General features: G+C 66.9%; 16 protein-coding genes and 2 pseudogenes. 12 read left to right on the forward strand and 6 right to left on the reverse strand.

The features are described 5' to 3' along the window. On the reverse strand, positions 1 to 146 hold a 146-nt coding region (locus tag ACWIHY_RS32280; RefSeq protein ID WP_454379829.1), incomplete at its 3' end, for a transposase. An 81-nt stretch (positions 147 to 227) separates the two neighbouring features. Here ACWIHY_RS32280 and ACWIHY_RS32285 point away from each other — a divergent pair. The 3 genes from ACWIHY_RS32285 to ACWIHY_RS32295 all read left to right on the forward strand — a co-directional run bounded on the left by ACWIHY_RS32285 (position 228) and on the right by ACWIHY_RS32295 (position 1,353). Beyond that, positions 228 to 365, forward strand: coding sequence for a hypothetical protein (locus tag ACWIHY_RS32285; protein WP_454379736.1), 138 nt, complete (start codon positions 228 to 230; stop codon positions 363 to 365). After that, entirely contained in the window at positions 362 to 946 is a 585-nt protein-coding gene (locus ACWIHY_RS32290; RefSeq protein ID WP_454379738.1) for a DUF6262 family protein, read from the forward strand. Before ACWIHY_RS32285 ends, ACWIHY_RS32290 begins: the two co-directional genes overlap by 4 nt. A 107-nt stretch (positions 947 to 1,053) precedes the next feature. Next, positions 1,054 to 1,353, forward strand: coding sequence for an RNA recognition motif domain-containing protein (locus ACWIHY_RS32295; RefSeq protein WP_454379740.1), 300 nt, complete (start codon positions 1,054 to 1,056; stop codon positions 1,351 to 1,353). Between the two features lie 558 nt (positions 1,354 to 1,911). On the opposite strand, the gene ACWIHY_RS32300 is transcribed toward ACWIHY_RS32295, so the two are convergent. Beyond that, complete coding sequence (locus ACWIHY_RS32300; protein ID WP_454379742.1) at positions 1,912 to 3,030, reverse strand: DUF6923 family protein; 1,119 nt, start codon at positions 3,028 to 3,030, stop codon at positions 1,912 to 1,914. A gap of 865 nt (positions 3,031 to 3,895) precedes the next feature. Then, positions 3,896 to 4,792 carry a glycosyltransferase family 2 protein gene (locus tag ACWIHY_RS32305; RefSeq protein ID WP_454379744.1) on the reverse strand — a complete coding sequence of 299 codons (897 nt, stop codon included), beginning with the start codon at positions 4,790 to 4,792 and terminating at the stop codon, positions 3,896 to 3,898. Between the two features lie 622 nt (positions 4,793 to 5,414). Between ACWIHY_RS32305 and ACWIHY_RS32310 the strand changes: the two are divergent. From ACWIHY_RS32310 to ACWIHY_RS32330, 5 genes and pseudogenes are all read left to right on the forward strand, one after another. Next, a pseudogene (locus ACWIHY_RS32310) lies at positions 5,415 to 6,949 on the forward strand (ISL3 family transposase). 423 nt (positions 6,950 to 7,372) lie between these two features. Then, positions 7,373 to 8,182: an alpha/beta fold hydrolase gene (locus ACWIHY_RS32315; RefSeq protein WP_454379746.1), complete on the forward strand. Its 810-nt coding sequence runs from the start codon at positions 7,373 to 7,375 to the stop codon at positions 8,180 to 8,182. Positions 8,183 to 8,580: 398 nt separating this feature from the next. Beyond that, positions 8,581 to 9,036 (forward strand): FAD-binding oxidoreductase, encoded by a 456-nt coding sequence (locus tag ACWIHY_RS32320; RefSeq protein WP_454379748.1) that lies wholly within the window; start codon positions 8,581 to 8,583, stop codon positions 9,034 to 9,036. A gap of 532 nt (positions 9,037 to 9,568) precedes the next feature. Beyond that, positions 9,569 to 9,847, forward strand: a complete 279-nt coding sequence (locus tag ACWIHY_RS32325) for a zinc ribbon domain-containing protein (RefSeq protein ID WP_454379831.1) — start codon at positions 9,569 to 9,571, stop codon at positions 9,845 to 9,847. A gap of 60 nt (positions 9,848 to 9,907) precedes the next feature. After that, positions 9,908 to 11,118, forward strand: a protein-coding gene (locus ACWIHY_RS32330; RefSeq protein ID WP_454379750.1) for an IS3 family transposase whose coding sequence is annotated in 2 segments (ribosomal slippage) — positions 9,908 to 10,205 and positions 10,205 to 11,118 — 1,212 coding nt in all. Because the reading frame shifts where the segments join, the coding sequence is not laid out codon by codon here. A 252-nt stretch (positions 11,119 to 11,370) separates the two neighbouring features. Here the strand turns inward: ACWIHY_RS32330 and ACWIHY_RS32335 are convergent. From ACWIHY_RS32335 to ACWIHY_RS32345, 3 genes are all read right to left on the reverse strand, one after another. Next, complete coding sequence (locus tag ACWIHY_RS32335; protein WP_454379832.1) at positions 11,371 to 11,613, reverse strand: DUF6411 family protein; 243 nt, start codon at positions 11,611 to 11,613, stop codon at positions 11,371 to 11,373. A 619-nt stretch (positions 11,614 to 12,232) separates the two neighbouring features. Further along, positions 12,233 to 12,454, reverse strand: a complete 222-nt coding sequence (locus ACWIHY_RS32340; RefSeq protein ID WP_454379751.1) for a hypothetical protein — start codon at positions 12,452 to 12,454, stop codon at positions 12,233 to 12,235. A 172-nt stretch (positions 12,455 to 12,626) separates the two neighbouring features. Beyond that, positions 12,627 to 13,172 carry a hypothetical protein gene (locus ACWIHY_RS32345; protein WP_454379753.1) on the reverse strand — a complete coding sequence of 182 codons (546 nt, stop codon included), beginning with the start codon at positions 13,170 to 13,172 and terminating at the stop codon, positions 12,627 to 12,629. Positions 13,173 to 13,732: 560 nt separating this feature from the next. On the opposite strand from ACWIHY_RS32345, the gene ACWIHY_RS32350 reads away from it, so the two are divergent. From ACWIHY_RS32350 to ACWIHY_RS32365, 4 genes and pseudogenes are all read left to right on the forward strand, one after another. Then, the gene (locus ACWIHY_RS32350) at positions 13,733 to 14,668 is read left to right on the forward strand and encodes an IS1634 family transposase (protein WP_454379755.1); all 936 of its coding nucleotides are present in this window, start codon (positions 13,733 to 13,735) and stop codon (positions 14,666 to 14,668) included. A 178-nt stretch (positions 14,669 to 14,846) separates the two neighbouring features. Further along, positions 14,847 to 15,161, forward strand: coding sequence for a hypothetical protein (locus ACWIHY_RS32355; protein WP_454379757.1), 315 nt, complete (start codon positions 14,847 to 14,849; stop codon positions 15,159 to 15,161). 610 nt (positions 15,162 to 15,771) lie between these two features. Further along, a pseudogene (locus ACWIHY_RS32360) lies at positions 15,772 to 16,002 on the forward strand (IS630 family transposase); the annotation flags it as partial. Positions 16,003 to 16,280: 278 nt separating this feature from the next. Beyond that, on the forward strand, positions 16,281 to 16,649 hold the full coding sequence (locus ACWIHY_RS32365) for a CU044_2847 family protein (RefSeq protein WP_454379758.1): 369 nt from the start codon (positions 16,281 to 16,283) through the stop codon (positions 16,647 to 16,649). Positions 16,650 to 16,653: the final 4 nt, after the last annotated feature.

Here is a 16,653-nt window from a genome sequence, read left to right on the forward strand (position 1 = left end):
TCCTTGCGGACCCACGTCCGCAGCGACTCCGCGGTGATACCGAGATCCGCGGCCACGGCGGCGTACGTCCGATTCCCGGCTGCGGCGCGGTAGAGCGCGACAGCGTCCTTCCTGAACTCCTCCGGATACGGAGACTTGCGTCCCACCTGGACATCCCTCCCTGGACCATCAAGATCCATTGTCAGGGTGTCCACTCCAAAGGATCAGCCTCACTGGCCGGCCTCGGCATGCTGGAAGACGCACTCGCTCTGGACCTGCGGCGGCCCCAGGACCACTTCGACCGCATGTGGACGCTCGCCTTCAAGGCCAGTGACCTCGCCGCCCTTGACCCCGACGACACCGACCCGTACGAGGAACCCGCATGACCTCCTCAGCACAGCACACCGCCCCGGCTCTGCGAGCGCGGAGCCAGAAGACCGAAGCGAGTCTCGTCCGCATCAAGAGCGTCGTCGACCAGCTCGCCAAGAGCGGCGGCCCGATCACCGTGGCCGCGGTGGCCCGGCAGGCAGACGTCTCGCGCACCTTCCTCTACGAGCACGCCGAGGCCCGGAACGTCGTCGCCGAGGCCATCCTCCGGGCCCGCGGGCTGCGAGCGCAGACGGATCAAGCCCAGCGCGAGGTGGTGGAGGCATCCTGGCGTGAACGCGCGCTCAACACCGAAGAGGCCCTCAGGACCACCAACGCGGAGGTCGTCAACCAACGAGAACGCATCGCCGAACTCCTCGGCCAGGTCGCTGAACTGCAGGGCGAGTGGACCGACGCCGACGTCGTGCGCATCACCACCACCAACGTCGCCCTGCAACGCGAAGTCAGAGCCCTGACAGCCGAACGTGACCGCCTCGCCAAGCGTCTCGCCGCCGCGAGGGACAACACGCGGTTCGCCGACAAACGCATCGCCGCACTCGAAGCTCAGTTCGCCGAACAGCTCACCGCCCCACCCTCCTGACTCGGCGCCTTGGGGCAGTCCGGTTACCGCAAGGGTGAAAGTGGCTGCCGCCGGGTACTGATGATCGCGCGCCGGGATCGCGCTCGGCTGGAAAACTGGCAAGATCGATGAACGAAACCAGCCCGAGGGAGTCGGCAGTGTCGAAAACGATCTATGTAGGCAACTTGAACCCGAGCATCAGCAGGGAAGACTTGGAGCAGATGTTCGGGCGGTTCGGGTGCGTAGAATCAGCCTTCCTCCCTTTGGACTCCCTAGGCAGGTCCAAGGGGATTGGCTATGTTACTTTCGCTGATGCAGATTCCGCAGAGGAGGCCGTCAGCGTATGGCACCTCGCTGAAGTGGCCGGTCGGACGCTCCGTATCAATTACGCTGCCGAACCGTCGAGAATCCCTGACTCAGGTCACTGACCGACTGGCCAACGGAAGCGTTGGAGCCGTACGGAACCCGTTGAGCGAGGTCCGACGTCGCACCAATCCAAAGAGTTCACGAGAGTGCAGCTGACGCAGCTTCCCGTATTGGGCCGCCCTCAGGCGGCCTTTTTTCATGCCCGCATCATGCCTCAGAGGGCCGAGCCGCCATGCACGAGCACATTCTCGACGACTCACTGGCGGTCCACCCGCGCACCGGCGACCCCGCTACCCGTCGGGCCGTCCAGTGATCCGGCCGCCGAACAGGCCCAACAACGAATGAACATAACTGCCGCTCATGACACGCGGAATTGCTCGCGAAACTGCGGATCCTGTATGCATGTAGGTTCCACGACTTCGTGCGCGCTGGGTCCTGCGGAAACCTGGGATCCCGGGCTCGATGCGCAATGGTCCGGTCGGCCGGGGATGCGCAATCCCGCGGCGGAGTCGTGGTCCGACGAGGGGTCGCCTTCAGCGTCGACCGTGGTCACGAGATCCATTGAGCTCTCAATGAGTGGCGTCAGCCCGATCCGTAACCACTGAAAGGCACTTTCGTGATCAGCGGCTGGGCAGGCGTGTGGCCTTGAGGCCGTCGAGGGGGTACTCCGCCGGAAGGTGAGCCGGGTCGCCAGGGACGGTGATCTGAACGGTGATCGGCCGGGAGGTGCCCGCGGCGAGAAATTGGTCGTCAACCGATTCCAGGTATGCCTTGCCGTCCTGGGCGATGACATGTACGCCGGATGCCTCGGCTTTCGCGCCCTTCACCGTGGGAAGGTCGAAGGAGATCCGGAACCTTTTGACGTCTTCGGCCTTGCCGCTGTCCCTACTGACAGCGGCGAGCGTGAGGTCGAAGCTGTACACCCTGCCCCGGGGTTCGCTGTTCTCCCACGTCTGGTTGAACTTCTTGGACACGGCGATTTCGTCGTAGCTGGGCGGGGCCGGCAGGGGGGTGATGCGCCCGGCACCGTTCACGATCTCAAGGGCGCCGACAGGCACCCGCCCCCGTCCGATGCGCTGCGAGTGGTCGGGGACGGTGGCCGTGGTCATGTCGAGGTGGTTGACGTTGCCTGCGGAGTCGACCGCGTAGAAGTTGCCGTCCTGGTCGAAGAAGGTGGCCGAGTACGACTTGCGCGAGCCTGCCGCGGCGCTGGCTTCCGCCGGCGGGAAGACCCCCTTCGCCAGGACGGTCTTCATGGGCTGCCGGCTCGGATCGACGAGTAGCAGGTCGCCGTTGTCGCCCTCCACGGAGATCAGTCGCCCGTCCTTGGGGTGGTAGGCGAAGTCGTCCCACCGGCCGCTTCCCGGTGCGTTGCGAGGCGTGGCCTTCAGGGCCGCCACATCGATGGCATAGCTGTGCACGTCGGGGTTGCTAACGACGAAGAGGATCTTCCCATCGGGATCCATGTCACCGTCGAACCAGGGTCCGCTCGGCAGCCCGTCGATGACCTGGTCCTTCAGGGTGCCGGCCGCCACGTCGATGGTGATGAGCTTGTTGTGGCTCACTGCCAGCAGCAGGGGCTCCTTGCCGTCGCCGCGGTACTGCGCACCCATGGCGGTGTAGCCGGGCTCGTAGGGCGGCACGTTCTCGACGACGCGGGTATCCCCGTCGATGGGGTCGAAGCGGTAGATCCGGGTGTTGGTCCTGCCGACGGCAAGATATACCTTGCGGTGAGCCATGAACTGGGTGTCCTTCCACATGGGAGTGAGGGACACTCATGATTCGCGCGCGCCCACATGCACTACAAGCCTGTCTGCACCTGTTCGAACGCAATAAGCCACCACCGTCGGGTGCTGTGAGCATGGATGCTTACCGCCGGCCCGGCCCTCCGAGCGCCGTCCCTCAGGCGCTCCTCCAGTCGCCGGGCTCACTACGGCCGCCGGTCGGACCCCGCAAGCGACACCGGGTCCGGGAGCCGGAGGCCATTTCCTTCGCGGCCTTGGACACTATCTGCCCGGCGCCGTCGGCCTCTGTCCATCAACGACGCTCAATACGTCCGGTCCCGATCGAACGGACGCGAACACGGTCACGATGCCCCGGCCGCCTCCTCCACAACAGCGTCCGCCAGACCATTTGACATTTGTAACGACCTGGTTGCTGGTGCCCTGCCAACCCTGACCCAGGGGTGCCGTCCGGCAGACCCGTCCATTGCTCGCCGGACATGATGAGCCGCCTTGCCCCTGGACGTCGCCGGCGCGCTCCCCGCTGCCCGCACCACATGCGGAACGGGCGCGGCACCAGCCTGTCCGGCGCCGGGGAAGTCCCCGGCGTCGAGCCCCAGCGCCGCACGAAGTCGGCCAGGGCGCGACGCTGCTATTCCTCGCGGTCGATCCGCTGGGCGACCGGTACACCCACCAGCGCCCACATCACTGAGGCCCGGCCCGGCCGCCATGGGCAGCCACCCTGGTTGGGGCCCTACTGGTCCTGACGAACCGCGAAGTTGCCCGGTGACCGATGCGCCGAAGCCATCCTCCCGCGACCAGCACGAGCACACCAGACCGCGCACACCAGCCCCCTGATCAGCAACTTCAAGATGCACAATGCTCATTGCGCATTCAGGGCCTTTCGTAGCGCCTCCAGGTGCTTGCCGTGGTTCCAGGCGAACCGGCGGGCCTGCAGCTCCATGGCCGGGTACTCGGGCTGGGCCGTCATCTGCTCCGCGTGCTTGCGGTAGTGGTAGACCACGGTCGGCAGCAGAGCACCTCGGGCAGCACCGGTGACGCCGACGAGATAGGCGTAGTCCTCCCCTTGGGGCAGCGCGGCATAGCCACCGCTCGCGCGGACAATCTCGGTGCGCGCAAGGAGCGTCGTCGGGCCGATGGGAATGGTCGAGTCAGGGGTCGTCCAGTGGCGCCAGACATCACCAGGTGCGTGGAAGCCGGGCGGAGTTGAGCAGCGCCAGGTAGTGATCGAGCGGTCGGGGTGAAGGTCTGCAGACCAACCTGCACACCAGCCCAGGTCGTGCTCCTGTGCGTAGCGGAGGCGCACGGACAACGACTGCGCGGGGAGTACGTCATCGTCGTCCGAGGTGGTCAGCCAGTCGGCGGTCACCTCGTTCATCGCGAAGTTGCGCGCGGCGCCAGCTCCCACCGGCCTCGGAAGCGCGACGACCTTCACACGGGCGTCCGTGCGCAGGACTTCCGGCACGTCCTCCGCGGACACGCCGTCGAGGGCCAGTACCCATTCCCAGCTCACGTCCTGATCGCGCAGGCTCGCATATAGCTTCAGTAGGTACGCGATTCGGTCCGGCCGCAGCCGCGTGGGCGTGACGACGGCGACTTCGGCTGCGGAATGCACGGGTGATTTACCTTCCAGAGCCGCAACGGATCGGGCGGCGTCCGACAACTGGTCTTCAACAGCACCCGATTGAGTGGAACGAGAGCCGTTTGGGCGCGCCGTCACGTACATGTCCGCTACGTTCAATCCCAGGTCACTGGCCACAGAGCGCCTCCGTCGGCCGGAAAAGGTTCCGGTCCGGATGCACCTGGACGCGGGCGGGACACTGCCCACCACGACGGGTGAGGTCGTGCGCCAGGGCGAGGATCTCGGGCGGTGGGTGAAGGGGGCCGGCTCGGATGGGACCAGCTCACATCCGAGCAGCAGTGGATGTGTGAGCAGGTCCTCGGGATCGAGCCCGCAGCCGAGGACGAGAAGCCCAAGCCGCGTACCAGCCAGGCACAGAAGTGGGCGCTGCACCTCACCGCCGCCCGGAAGTTCTACGAACGCGAAAGGCACCTTCGGGTGCCGCGCAAACACATCGAAACCATCACCACCGGGCATCGGCGAGGGCCAGGAGGAGCGGGAGCTCCTGCTGGTGCATGGATCGGGAACCAGCAGGGCCGCGACACTGACGCCGGAGCGGGTGGAGCAATTGTCCGCCAGCGGCATGCGCTGGGCGTAAGTGCCAGCGGCTGGGACGGCTGCGGACCCGGCGCCTCGACGGACTCGGCATCGGTCACGTTCTCACTGGTTATCGATGCATCTTCCTTGATCAGAAGTTACACAGAACGTTTGACTCTGTCACGTAATCGGTGGTGACGAAGCGTGATCAGCATCGTTGACACTGCGAGACGTCAACTCCCTTGTGGAGACTGTGTTTTCAGGGTTGTCGGCGCTGGTTGTCGAGGACGTGGTGGACGAGGACGAGGTGATCCACGTGTCGGCGCGGACCGCCAGGAGTCGGTACCGTGCCCGATGTGCGGGACGCCGATTGTGAGAGTGCATGGCCTTCATGGACGTACGGTGGCCGACGTTCCGATGGACGGCCGTCGGGTGGTGGTGTCGGTGCAGGTGCGGCGCCTGGTCTGCACTGTGCTGGGCTGCCCTCGGCAGACCTTCCGCGAGCAGGTCCCCGGACTGTTGGAGCGGTACCAGCGCCGCACAACCCGTCTGGCCGACCAACTCGGCTTCATAGTCAAGGAGTTAGCGGGTCGGGCGGGCGCCCGCCTGTCGCGATGCCTTGCTGTCGCGATCTCCCGCTCGTCCGCACTGCGCATGCTGACGAGGCTGCCCCTGCCGCCGCTGCGCGTGCCGAGAGTGCTCCGTGTCGACGACTTCGCTCTGAAGCGGCGCCACCGCTACGCCACCATCCTCATCGACGTCGAGACCGGCGAACGGATCGACGTACTGCCCGACCGCAGCGCTGACACACTCGAGCGATGGCTGCGCGAACATTCCGGCGTCGAGATCATCTGCCGCGACGGCTCGGCGGCCTACGGCGAGGCGATCCGCCGGGCTCTGCCCGGCGCGGTGCAGGTCAGCGACCGCTGGCACATCTGGAAGAACCTCTGCGCCAAGGCCCTGGCCACCTTCCGATCCCACAGCTCGTGCTGGGCCACCGCCAACACGCCGCGTCCCGCGGGCGTGCACGAGCAGACCACCCGCGAGCGCTGGCACCAGGTTCACGACCTGCTCCGCAGGGGTGTCGGCCTGCTCGAATGCGCCCGCCGCCTCAACCTGACCCTCAACACGGTCAAGCGCTACGCGCGGACCCGGGAACCCGAAAACCTGCGCCGAGCCCCGCGCTACCGGCCCACTCTGGTCGACCCCAACCGAGAGCATCTCCGCCGGCGCCGTGCGGAAGACCCGGCCGACCCCGTCAAGCAGTTGTTCCGCGAAATCAAGGAGCTGGGTTACACCGGCAGCCTCAATCTCCTCTACCGCTACATCACCCAGGGCCGGGCCGAGGGCGACCGGCCCGTCACCACCCCACAGCGCCTGACCCGCCTTTTACTCACCCGCCCCGGCAACCTGTGGGACAAGGACGCCGCACTCCTTGGCGAGCTCACTGCCGCCTGTCCCGAGATGACCGCCCTCGCCAAGCTGGTTCGGGAGTTCGCCACACTCCTCTCCCCGGCCTCAGGCAACGAGACGGTGCTCACGAAGTGGATCACCGACGTGCGGGCCGCCGACCTGCCCTACCTGCACGCCTTCACCAACGGCCTGGAACTCGACCGCGCCGCTGTCAGCGCCGGCCTCACCACCCCGCACCACAACGGCCGCACCGACGGCGTCAATACACGGACCAAGAGAATCATGCGGCAGATGCACGGCCGAGCCGGGTTCCCCATCCTCCGCCACCGCATCCTCCTCCGGTGATCGCCACGGAGTGCAACCAGCGATTACGTGACAGAGCCGATCGTTTTACAGTCCCGCTGAGCAATGTCATCGAGGATTGATGGCTGGCAGTTTCATCTTGTGAGCACATCCGAAGTCCAGGACAGTGCCCGGGGCTACGCGGTCACGTCACGGCCCCACGGCTCCGGTCCGGCTCCGCCTCGGGGCCGTCTCAGCCGGCCGGTGGACGCAGGACGACCGCAATGTCCGGCGGCAGATGCGTATCCTCGCCGATGGGCGCCGACTGGACCTGCTCGGCCGTCAGACCGGTCCCGGTCACGTCCGCTCCCTTCAGGTGGGCCCCCCGCACGGCCCGTGATCTTGCTCTGCAAGTTGCAACCATCGGCCACTGGGTGACGATGGAGTCATGGAGAGAGGGCACGGCCGAGGAGAAGGCGGCTAACCATGGGTGAGCATGTCCGCGCCGGTGACCTCGACATCTGGACGGAGCAGGTCGGTCAAGGACCGGACGTCCTGCTCATCGGCGGCTTGGGCGACACCGTCGAATCGTGGCAGTTCCAGCTCGATGGGCTCTTGGACCGCTACCGTCTGATCGCCTTCGACAACCGGGGGGCCGGCCGGACGGCGAAGCCTGACGGTCCTGTCTCCGTGGAGATGCTGGCGGACGATGCAGCGGAACTTCTCCGGGCGGTCGACGTTTCCTCTGCTCACGTGGCGGGCTTCTCCGGCGGCAGCATCATCGCCCAGGAACTGGCGCTACGCCACCCCGACCTCGTGCGCAGCCTCGTCCTGCAGAGCACATGGCCGGTGATGGACCCGTACCTCCGCTCGTGGGCCCGGTTCATCCAATGGCTGGTGGCGGTCGCTCCGAGCGAGCGCACGTTTCTCGAGGGCTTCTATCTCGCCATCTACACAGCGCGGGCGCACAACGACGGAAGCGTCGGCCTGATCATCGACGAGGTGCTCGCCTTCCCCCACAAGCAGTCGGCCGAGGATGTGCAGCGGTTTCTCGATGCCTTCATCGACCACGACACCACGGACCGCCTGCCGCGGATCGCCGCGCCGACGCTCGTCCTCGCCGGCGGCCGCGACATGACCGCGCGCCCGTCGCTCGGCCGCGCCGTCGCCGAAGGGATCCCCAACGCCCGGTTCGAAGTCATGGAGGAGGAGGCCCACCAGCCCTTCCAGGAAGTACCGGACGAATGGAATTCCCGCGTCGATGCGTTCTGGCGCGACATCGCGACAGGCGGCTGAACCATCCACGGCTACCGCACCAGCGGCAACCGTGCTTATCAGATGGAGTCGCATCCCGCTGGGCGTGATCCTGAAGCTGGGAGGCCACCATGGCCGGGAGGCAGAGCCACAGCGCCGGCACGCCGATGAGGGGGGGAGGGGAGCCGGCGCGGTAGGGAGGCTGACATTCCGAGCTCCCTCCTGGACGAGTTTGCCTCCAGGTTGCGGGCGCAGCTCATTTGTCCCGGGGATTCCGGCTACGAGCCGGCTCGAGAGCTCTGGAACGGGATGTATCGACAGGCGCCCGGCACTGGTGGCGCGGTGCGAAGGTGATGAGGACGTGGTCGCCGCAGTGCGCTTCGCCCACGACAACAAGCTGTTGCTCGCGGTACGCGGGGGCGGGCACGGCGTGGCCGGCCATGCGTGGATGTCGACCCCGAGGGGCGCGGGCGCAAGGTGGCTGCACGCTGGGAGACCTCGACCGCGAGACCCAGCGCCATGGGTTTGCCACTCCTGTGGGGGTGGTGTCGGCGACCGGGATCGCCGGTCTCACCCTGTCAGGGGGGATGGGCTGGCTTCGGCGCAAGTACGGGCTGAGCTGCGACAACCTCCTATCCGCGAGGGTGGTTACCGCCGATGGGAACCTGCTTGCCGTCAGCGAGAACGAGGACCTCTTCTGGGCGATCCGCGGCGGCGGCGGCAACTTCGGCGTCGTGACGTCTTTTGAGTACCGCCTGCATCAGTCACAGTCGCCGACCGGGTCAGAGCTGACTTCGGGTAACGACCGCCGATCGTCCGTCGCGGCAGGGTACGCAGAGAAGCTGAGCGCAGCATGGTCCGGGCGGTGTGGACTGAGGACTTACGGCCGGATCTGAGCGCGCCGGCGTCCTGCGCGAGGCGAGGCGCCTGACCGGGGCCTTCCAGTCAGGCGCCTCGCGCACCCGTGATTGCACCGCCTGCGGGCCCATCAGGCTCGCGACGAAAATATATGGCACTGCGCCGCGCGATCCACCAGCTCGTCTCCGAGGCGGTCATGAACTGCGCAGGAGGGTGCTGCGCTGCGCCGAGCCCGCGCCGGGCAGCGCCGGGCAGCTTCTGGACGAACTGCAGGAGCGTGTCGCCTCGGTGACGCTGGCGGTTCGGTCAGGCTTATGCGCGACTGTGCCCTCGGCGAAACGGCTGATTGCCAGGGGGCATGAGTCGAGGGCTTCGGCTCAGCGGGCCGGGCGCCGGCCACTTCTACGGTCATCTGCGACCGCCGTGCGGGTGGGCTTTGCCTTTGCCCTCTTGGAGGGAGCCTTCTTCTCGGCCGCCTTCCTGTCCGCAGCCTTGCGGTCCATCGCCTTCTTGGCGGGAGGGTTCTTCGGTCCCGGCCTCCTGTCGGTAGGTTTCTCGGCTGCCTCCTCCGTGGCCGGACGATGCCGAGCAGTTCTGGCAAGTTGCGGCTCTACGGGCATCCGCAGCCGGGTACCGCTCCGCAAGGACCAGCGGACCTCTTTGCACTCGTTGAGCTTCCTCCAGCTCGGCCAATACATCGAGTACAAGGCCAAGCGGACTGGGGGGCCGCTGGTGTACGTCGATCCGGCGTACACCAGCCAGCAATGCTCCGAGTGCGGCCACATCGAGCGGAAGAACCTTGTCGATCAAGCGACGTTCGCATGCCGGTGCTGCGGGGCCGGGCCCTGACCCCGGATTTTGGACACCGGAGAGACTTGGATCTTGATGGTCCAGGAGAACGGAGTCCCCGTGGGGATGAAGCATTACCCCGCCGAGTTCAAGGCGGACGCGGTCGCGTTGTGCCGGTCCCGCCCGGGAGCGACGATCAAGTCGGTCGCCGCAGACCTCGGAGTGAACACCGAGACGCTGCGGAACTGGATCCGGGCCGCTGACGGACGGCGCCCCGGACCGCCTTCCGCACCCGTGGTGGCGCCGCAGCCTGGCGGTTACGCGGTCCAGGTGGAGCTGGGCGCGGCGCGGAAGAGGATCCGCGAGCTGGAGGAGGAGCGGGATATTCTCCGCAAGGCGGCCCGGTATTTCGCCGGGGAGACGCGCTGGTGAACCGCTGCCAGTTCGTTGACGATCACCAGCGCCTGTTCGGCGTCACGCGGTTGTGCTCGTTGCTGGGGATCGCCCGCTCGAGCTTCTACTACTGGCGCCGCACCGCGGCCGCACGGACGGCCCGGCAGGCCGCCGAGGCCGAACTCGAGGCCCGGATACGCAAGGTCCACCAGGAATCCGACGGCACCTACGGTGCCCCGAGGATCACCGCGGAGCTCCGCGAGGACGGCGGCCTGGTGGTCAATCACAAGCGTGTCGCGAGAATCATGCGGACCATCGGCCTTGAAGGCGTCCGCCTGCGGCGCCGGCACCGCACCACCGTCGCGGACCCGGCCGCGGCGAAGGCGCCGGACCTGATCGGCCGCGACTTCACCGCGACCGCGGTGAACGCGAAGTACGTCGGTGACATCACGTACTTGCCGGTCAGCGGCGCGAAGCCGCTCTATCTCGCGACCGTGATCGACCTGTGTTCCCGCCGCCTGGCCGGGTGGGCCATCGCCGATCACATGCGCACCGAGCTCGTCATCAACGCCCTCCATGCCGCCGAGCGGACCCGCGGGAGCCTGTCCGGGGCGGTGATGCACACCGATCACGGCTCGCAATATACGAGTCGAATCTTCGCCGAAGTCTGCAGGTCAGCAGGGGTGCGGCAGAGCATGAGCGCGGTCGGGTCCAGCGCGGACAACGCCGCCGCCGAATCGTTCAACGCCAGCTTCAAAAGAGAGACGTTGAAAGGCCGAAAGGGCTGGTCGAGCGAGCGTGCGGCCCAACTCGACGCCTTCCGCTGGATGACCCGATACAACACCCGACGCCGGCACTCCCGCCTCGGACAGCGATCACCGATCGCCTACGAGAACACCTTCCAAACAACATCAACTACCCTGGCCCGAGCCGCATAGACGTGTTCAAGATCCGGGTCAAGGCCCGCCCTCATGCACCCGGACGACAACGCGTCCCACAACATCGCCCGCAAGGGCAAGACCGTGTGGACTGAGGGGAGTCACGCGTCCCAGCCACCCCATAACGGGTGCCTTGGACGGAGGAGCCAACCCAACAGCCAGTTGGGCGCTACCTCCAAGCCCGGCCCTTCAGGACCGGGTCAAGTTGACGCGAACAGCTTCCCTTGCCGGGTCGGGCTTCAGCACTTGGTCTCAGAAGGGCATGCGGCCTCGGGCGCTGCGGCCGGCGGAGCCGCTGCGGCCCACGGCCTTGGAGCTGCTGCGGAAGGGCTTGCTGAAGATCCGGCCCAGGATGCCGGGGGCCTTGCCGCCGGCGCGTGATCCGGCTCCCAGGGTGCGCTGGGTGCCGCGTTCGGGATGCCGGGAGAGGCGGGGCACAAAGAAGGCGAGAACAGCCAGAACGATACAGACAGCGACAATGCCGATAATCATTATGAAAAGCTCCGTGGGTCGAGGTGTCTTTGCCACCTGCCCCGCCCACGCAGGCGCATGCGCCGGGGCCGCAGCCAGTCAGGGTCCCGGGGGTACAGTCGGCTCGCTGCTCAGCCCGCGTCGGACCGGGCACCGCGGCCCGACGTTCCCTCGTCGCGTTCCGGCCAGGTGACGCCATGACTAGGGTCAATACCGGTAACTTAGAGTGTTTGTGTTCGCTTGACCCGTTTGGGTTTGGTGGCATCAACGATGGTGATGGCCGGGGCGCGTGGTCGGTCTGTAGTGCGGTGGGCGGCGCGTTTGAGGGGCCAGTTGGCGACTTTGCGTTTGATGACGCGAGGGTTGGACCGGCGGCGTCGTGGTGGCAGGAGGCGTTCGAGGAGTTCAGTGTGGGTTCCATGGGAACGAGGACCGCCACGGCCACGGCTGTGGCGGTCTCGGGATCCAGCTGGCCGTCGACCTGCCAGCCGTCCCGTCGCTCTTTGGCGAGCCGCGCGTCTTGGGCCCGGGCCTCGGCATCGGGTGCGCCCACGGCATGCATCGCCTCGTCGTTCGCGTCGGCCAGCTTCTCGGTGAGGTACTCGGTGAGGTACTCGGTGATGAACTTCCGGGCGAGGTCGGCTTACTCGTCCTCACCGTGCTGGTAGTCGATGGCCTTACGGAGTGCCTCCCGTAGTTGGCCAAGATCCGGTGCATCGGCCGGGCCGACAGACGTGTCGTAGGTCCGACAGGAGAGTGACGCCTGAGCGCTGTAGGACGTGGCGAACCAGTCGTAGCCTTCGATTCGAATCGACGGAGATCCGGTGAACCCGATGCTCTCGGCCTCCGCCTGGTCGGCGATCACGCGCGTGGTGAAGCCTGTGGCACCCAGCCCTGTCTCCTCCAGCGCCTGCCGCAACCGCGTCTCGGCGAGCTGTCGATGCGGGCAGCTAGACCTGGATTTCGCACGTGGTGATGTGCTCTGGCCGGTCTGTCACCCGTCGGATGATGGTCGGCCGGTCACGCTCCCCGAACGGCTACCGGAGTGACCGGAACAGCCGACGCCGCGGCTGCTCGGGGAAGCCGACTGCGTAGTGGAAGCCGTCGTCGCCGACGGTGCGTCGCAGCGTTCGCACAATCGCCTCGGGATCGTCGTAGGGGCCGTTGACGTAGAAGGGCTTGCCGTCACGGCCGAAGCGGACCGGGCAGGGACCGGCGGACTCACCGAGCACAGCAGCGGCAGCCGCGAAGTCCGTGTCGGGAGTGAACCCGAGTTCGTGAGCGTAGGCGGCAGCGCCGAAGACCAGGGCACGGGCAAGCTCAGCGGGAACCTGCACATGCCCTTCGAAGGCGCTGAAGTAGGCGTGCCGGTGCGCGGCCAGCCGGCTCGGGGTCATAGGCTCCGGAGGCAGCGCGTTCTTCACCCCCAGGCACCACACATCCAGCAGGAACCCGGCGACCTGCGCCTTCGCAGAGCGCGTGCTGTCCGCGGCGACAAGAATGGTGACAAGGCCGCGTACCTCCTCGGCGTCGGAAGCCCCAGGGTCCAAGCCCTTCCACTGCGGCGCACTTTCAAGATCCACGCTGCGGCTCCAGCCGGCGTTCACCCAGCAACGCGGCTCGCCACGACCTGACGCCGTAACCTGCACGGCGCCGTTGAGCACTCCGACGACATCCGCGAGACCACCCCCAGCGTTCTGGCGATCGCCTTCGCTGACCGGCCCTGCTGGTCAAGATTCTGTACCTGTACTGCAAGCCGCTCATCCACAGTCCCACCCTACGGCCGCCGCCACGGTCACAGGGCCCGAATGCCAGCAGCTCAACCACCCGAGCGATCCTGCGAAGGGACGCAACTTGAGTGTGCTGGTAGTTACGTCATGAACGGTGGTTCTCGGCTTCTCTCCTGGTATGAGCAACTCATCGGGTGTGCCTCGTCGTTCGGCTCTGCGGCCGCGGACCGAGGTGGCGGTGTCGCGTGTGGTGGAGAAGCGTCTGGGTGCGCTTCCTGTGGTGGCGGGTTTCCTGCGGCGGTTGGATGTGGCGGGGCTGTCGATCGGGCTGCCCGATCGGAGAAAGGGCCCTGTCCACCCATGGCCAGATCGTCGAGGCACTGGTCGCCAACCGTCTGACCAGCCCTCTTCCGTTGCAGCACGTATCTCACTGGGCGCTGGAGTGGGCAGTGGAAGAGGTGTTCGGGCTGTCCGCGGACATCCTCAACGACGACCGGCTCGCCCGGGCGCTGGACGCGATCGCCCCGAGCCTGGAGAGCATCGTGGGATCGGTCGGGGCCCGGGCCATCGATGTGTTTGGCCTCGACGTCACGCGCCTGCACTGGGACATGACCTCGATGTCCCTGCACGGCGCCTACGAGGAGACCGAAGAGGACTATCCCGCCCCGGCCTACGGCCACCCCAAGGACCGGCGCACAGATCTGAAGCAGATCCAGGCCGGACTCGCTGTCACCGGGGACGGTGGCGTGCCGGTCTTCCACCGCGCCTACGACGGCGGCGCGGCAGAGGTCTCCCAGGTCACCGCCGCCATGACGAGCCTGTCCGCGATGGCCGGCGAACGGAACTTCCTACTGGTCGGAGACTCCAAGCTGCTCTCCTGGAACAACGTCGGCGCGATGAACGACGCGGGGGTGGGCTTCATCGCGCCGCTGGCCGCGGCCCGTGTCCCAGCCGGCCTGCTCGCCTCCCTCGATCAGAACACCGCCCGCCCGGTGGAGTACGTCGCCCAGCGCGATACCAACAAACCAGCAGATCAGCGCTGTTCCTACCGGGTCCTGGAGGACACCATGGAACTGACCGGGCCCCGCAAACGCGACCGGGCCCACCGCATGCGCCGGATCCTGGTGCACTCCAGCGCCAACGCGACAGCCGCCGCGAACGCCCGTGCCCTGAAACTGAAACGCATCACCGAGGAGCTCGACAAGCTGACCCGGACCGCCGGCTCCCGGTACTACCCAGACACCGACGCGGTCACCGAAAGATCACCCAGATCACCAGCAAACGGAAGGTCACCGCCTACCTCCGAACCGAGGTCACCACCGACCCCGACACCGCAAAACCCACTCTGACCTGGTTCTTCGACCAGCAGGCCATCGACGCGGAAGCCGCCACCGACGGCTGGTACGCACTGCTGAGCAATCTTGACCCCGAGGAAGCCGACGCGGCCGAGGTCCTCATCCGCTACAAGGGCCAGCCCACCGTCGAGCGCCCCTACAGCGAGTTCAAGGGACCTCTCGCGGTAACCCGATGTTCCTGCACCACAACCGGCGCATCGCCGCACTGATCACCGTGATCTGCCTGGCCCTGCTGATCTTCTGCCTGATCGAACGGGAGGTGAGGCGAGCCCTCCTCCCGGCCACCGGCCTCGTCGGCTTCTACGCCTTCGACAACCGGACAGTACGGCCCACCGGACGCCTGATCTTCTTCGCACTCAGCCGGATCCGCTACCTGCCCGCCCACGACAACTCACCACCCCAGATCCTCATCCCCGAACCAATCCAGCTCCACCTGCTCGAACTACTCAACATCGACCCAGCCCAACCCCGCTGGATGACTGAGTGATTCCACACGTGCGAAATCCAGGGCTAGAGGACCAGCTGGGTCTGCAACCGTAGCTGGAGACGGCCGTCGACGGTGGGGCCTTCGGGCGGTTGGTGGAGGCGACGTCGCTGCCAGCGGTCGCCCGCGCACATGCGCTGCATCTGCTCTGGCACCGCCGACTCGGTGTTGACCTGGGCCAGCCGCTGGGGGATAGCTCGGCGATCTGGCGGAATTCCCGGACGAGGTACGTCTGATGCCTCTGCTGAATCTGGCTCCCGGCCTGTTGCTACGGGTCAATGGCATCGACTCGACCGTCGAGGAGGTCCAGCGCCGCAAGTCGGACAGGTGCTCCTCGGTGGGCCCGACGGGGCGAGAGAGAGCCGCCCGATCCGCTGGCTGATGCACCACCCGGACTGCGTCGCCACGCGGGTGGACGGCTCGCCAGGGAGTCGGGGCAGCGCCCACCAGCCCGTTACCGGGGCCGACTTGACGGTGGTCCAGCTGGCCCGCGCCCGGCTGCGGGCCGCACACGTCCTGGAGGCGGAGACCGGCTACCGGGCGGAGCACCCAGGCCGAGCCCTGCCCGGTGAGCCGCGGCTCGCCTACGACCCGGATCGGACCACGGTGACCGAGCGGCGCCGGGCCAAGGCTGGCGCACTTCGGACCGCTGAGGCAGTTCACCATCGCCAACTCGAACCACCCCGACCACACCGTGCAGACCCGGGCCCTGCACGCCTACTTGCGGTGGCGCAACGCCAACGCCCGCCACCGCGATGTCCTGGCCGCCGAACGCAAGGAACGCGCCCGTATCCGAAGCGAGAAAGGCATCCGCTGGGGAGGACGCCCTCTCAAAACCGCAGCCCTGACCCCGGCGTACCTACGCGGTCACAGCACTAGTTGCGAGTACTGCTGCCAGCGCGGATCTCAGCTCGTTGCCCTCGTCGGGTCGGCATCGCAACTTGAAACGGGCGACGATCATCTCGGCCTTCCCTGAGTCGGGCGCCCGTAGATCCAGTTTTCGATCGAGAGCCTTCGCGGATGCCACACCTGTTTATGCCAATTAGACTGATCTTTGTACTCCAAACATCTGATTCTGTTCGCACTGGCTGGCTGTTGTGCGATCGGCAGGGAGGTGAGGAGATGGCCCGTCTGGCTCCGATGCGCATCGGAGATGTCGAGGTCTGGGTCGAGACGACGGCGGTGGCAGGCTCCGAGGAGACGGGGGCCGGCTTCGACAGAGCGCGGGAGAAGGTCGTCGACGCCTACGAGAGAGCGCAGTCGACGATCGTGGAGGTGGCGTCAACCACCGTCGACATGGTGGGTCGGCTCGCCACGCGCAGCGCGCGTCCCGACCAGCTCGAAGTGGAGTTCGCGCTGAAGTTCGCGGCCAACGGCAACGTCATCGTGGCGGGAGCCTCGGCCGACGCCACCCTCTGTGTCCGGCTCGTCTACATGTCGGATTCACGTACCGCTCCGCCCGCAGAGGCTCCATCACCGCCTGGTGGGTGATCTC

The organism is Streptomyces sp. NPDC055287, assembly GCF_053646035.1.

Bases quoted from the DNA above. Each gene is read 5' to 3' on its own strand.
- ACWIHY_RS32285 (WP_454379736.1), top strand. From the start codon at position 228: ATGCTGGAAGACGCACTCGCTCTGGACCTGCGGCGGCCCCAGGACCAC.
- ACWIHY_RS32290 (WP_454379738.1), top strand. From the start codon at position 362: ATGACCTCCTCAGCACAGCACACCGCCCCGGCTCTGCGAGCGCGGAGC.
- ACWIHY_RS32295 (WP_454379740.1), top strand. From the start codon at position 1,054: ATGAACGAAACCAGCCCGAGGGAGTCGGCAGTGTCGAAAACGATCTAT.
- ACWIHY_RS32300 (WP_454379742.1), bottom strand. From the start codon at position 3,030: ATGGCTCACCGCAAGGTATATCTTGCCGTCGGCAGGACCAACACCCGG.
- ACWIHY_RS32315 (WP_454379746.1), top strand. From the start codon at position 7,373: ATGGGTGAGCATGTCCGCGCCGGTGACCTCGACATCTGGACGGAGCAG.
- ACWIHY_RS32320 (WP_454379748.1), top strand. From the start codon at position 8,581: ATGCGTGGATGTCGACCCCGAGGGGCGCGGGCGCAAGGTGGCTGCACG.
- ACWIHY_RS32355 (WP_454379757.1), top strand. From the start codon at position 14,847: ATGTTCCTGCACCACAACCGGCGCATCGCCGCACTGATCACCGTGATC.
- ACWIHY_RS32365 (WP_454379758.1), top strand. From the start codon at position 16,281: ATGGCCCGTCTGGCTCCGATGCGCATCGGAGATGTCGAGGTCTGGGTC.